Here is a 2,522-nt window from a genome sequence, read left to right on the forward strand (position 1 = left end):
TAGTGGTACCATTTAGATGAGTCATTTGCATTCATTCCTTATTGTTTGTTGTGGTAACTACAATATTAACATGGATGCACATGGCTCATTTTTTATTTTTTAAAGCACACCGTAGGTGGCTAACTTGATTATAGAATTTCCCGAAATATTATTTTTTTTAATTTTTTACTTTAAATTAAGTGTATATTAAGTTAGAATGAATAATGGTATTGAACAATATTATTCGTAATTTGTAATATTACATTGTTGGTCGGCTGGATTTGGAAACTATATAGAGGTGAAATATGAAGAGAAAACAAAACGATTTAAATATGAGCATTATAGATGAAAAAGTTAGATTTAAGCTATATAAAGCTGGGAAACACTGGGTTAAAGCTGGGATTAAAGATTTAGCATTGTTACGCGTTATGGGCTTACCTATGATTATTAAAGGAATTAATAATAAGGAAGGTATTGAAGTAAAAGCTAATAATACCATTAAAGAGAAAATGGCGAAAGCTTCTGCTTTTGCTGCTGGTGGATTCATTGCAGCGAATACACTAGATGGTAATCAAGCTTTTGCGGCGTCTGATTTGCCTGTAACGTCAGAGGTTACAAAAGGTAGTGAAGTGATTGCGAACCAAAACTCTACTGTATTAATTGATTCTGAAATGACTTCGACTGAATCAACAGAAAGTACTACAGAAGCATCAACATCATCTGATAGTATTTCTGAATCAGAGAGTGAATCGATATCTCTTAAATCTTCTGAAAGCGAATCAACATCTCTTAAATTATCCGAAAGTATTTCTGAATCAGAATCAATAAGTATATCAGAATCAACTTCAGAATCGAAGAGCGAATCCTTATCTGTAGAAACATCGGTTAGTGAGTCAACTTCTGCTGTTAAAGAAGAGACTTCTACTTCTGAAGATAATAAAAGTACAGAAGTTTCGACATCAGATAAAAATAACGAAAGTACAGGAAGTGAATCTACATCAGTAAGTGAAAAAGATTCATCAACATCAGAACTGTCGACATCAGAGCTATCAACATCAGAACTGTCGACATCAGAGCTATCAACATCAGAGCTATCAACATCAGAACTTTCATCAGTTTCTAATACTGAAACATTAACTTCTAACACTTTTAAAGGTGCTTTAAATTTGAGAAGTTTCAGCTTAGGCACCTTAAACACAGTTAATACGCTAACGACTTCAACAGCAACAACTACTACTTATACTGGTGCGGGAACAGATAATTTCGGAAATAAAATATATTATAAATTAGTTGTAAAATCTGTTAGTAGTACACAGACAAGTTTTACATACTCAGTATCTTATGATAATCCAGATACCACATCTGTTGAAAAACCTATTAATGCTATTAGTGGTTCAGTCTCTGATACATCACAAACAGCTAGTCCGATGATTAAGCTAGGTAGTGGTTATACCGCACCTACATCAACAACACCAGTTACAACTTCAATTGTTTCATCGACTGGTACTACACAATTAGCAGGTGGGCAAACACCATTTTCACCAGCAACAGGTGGAGGATATAGTTGGTCAAATGATGTGTTCATGAATTCTTTTTATGCCAATCAAGGTAGTGCTATCCAAACAACCTTTACTTTAAATCATACGGTAGGCGGGAATACGTCATTCACATTTACACCATTTGCTACACAAGATGGCTCTGTTTCACGTCCTAATTATTTTGCGGGAACAACTATTACCGGATCGGATCCAAGTCAATCGCTGTCAAATTCAGTAAGTGCGTCGGTACAACAAAGTCAGTCGACATCGGGTTCAGTAAGTAACAGTACATCAGTTCAGACATCACAATCGACAAGTGGATCAACAAGTCAGTCGACGTCAGGCTCAGTGAGTAACAGTACATCAGTTCAGACATCACAATCAACAAGCGGATCAACAAGCCAGTCGACATCAGGTTCAGTGAGTGAGTCAACGAGCGGTTCAGTATCAGAGTCAACGTCAGGTTCGGTAAGCGAATCAACATCGGGTTCAGTAAGTGAATCAACAAGTGGCTCAGTAAGTGAATCAACATCAGGTTCAGTAAGCGAATCAACGAGCGGTTCAGTATCAGAGTCGACGTCAGGTTCAGTAAGTGGATCAGTAAGTGAATCGACATCAGGTTCAGTAAGTGAGTCAACGAGCGGTTCAGTATCAGAGTCAACGTCAGGTTCGGTAAGCGAATCAACAAGTGGTTCAGTAAGTGAATCAACGTCAGGTTCAGTAAGCGAATCGACATCAGGTTCGGTATCAGAATCAACATCGGGTTCAGTGAGCGAATCAACGTCAGGTTCAGTAAGTGAATCAACAAGTGGCTCAGTAAGCGAATCAACAAGTGGCTCAGTGAGTGAATCAACGTCAGGTTCGGTAAGTGAATCAACAAGTGGTTCAGTATCAGAATCAACATCAGGTTCGGTAAGTGAATCAACATCGGGTTCAGTAAGTGAATCAACGAGCGGTTCGGTATCAGAATCGACATCAGGTTCAGTGAGTGAATCAACAAGTGGC

1 protein-coding gene is annotated in these 2,522 nt (G+C 37.8%); it reads left to right on the top strand.

What is annotated here, in order from left to right:
* Positions 1-284: 284 nt before the first annotated feature.
* On the top strand, positions 285-2,522 hold a 2,238-nt coding region (locus tag BHU61_RS13185), incomplete at its 3' end, for a KxYKxGKxW signal peptide domain-containing protein (protein ID WP_170122568.1).

Origin of the sequence: Macrococcus epidermidis, from assembly GCF_003259695.1 — a bacterium.
GTDB lineage: Bacteria > Bacillota > Bacilli > Staphylococcales > Staphylococcaceae > Macrococcoides > Macrococcoides epidermidis.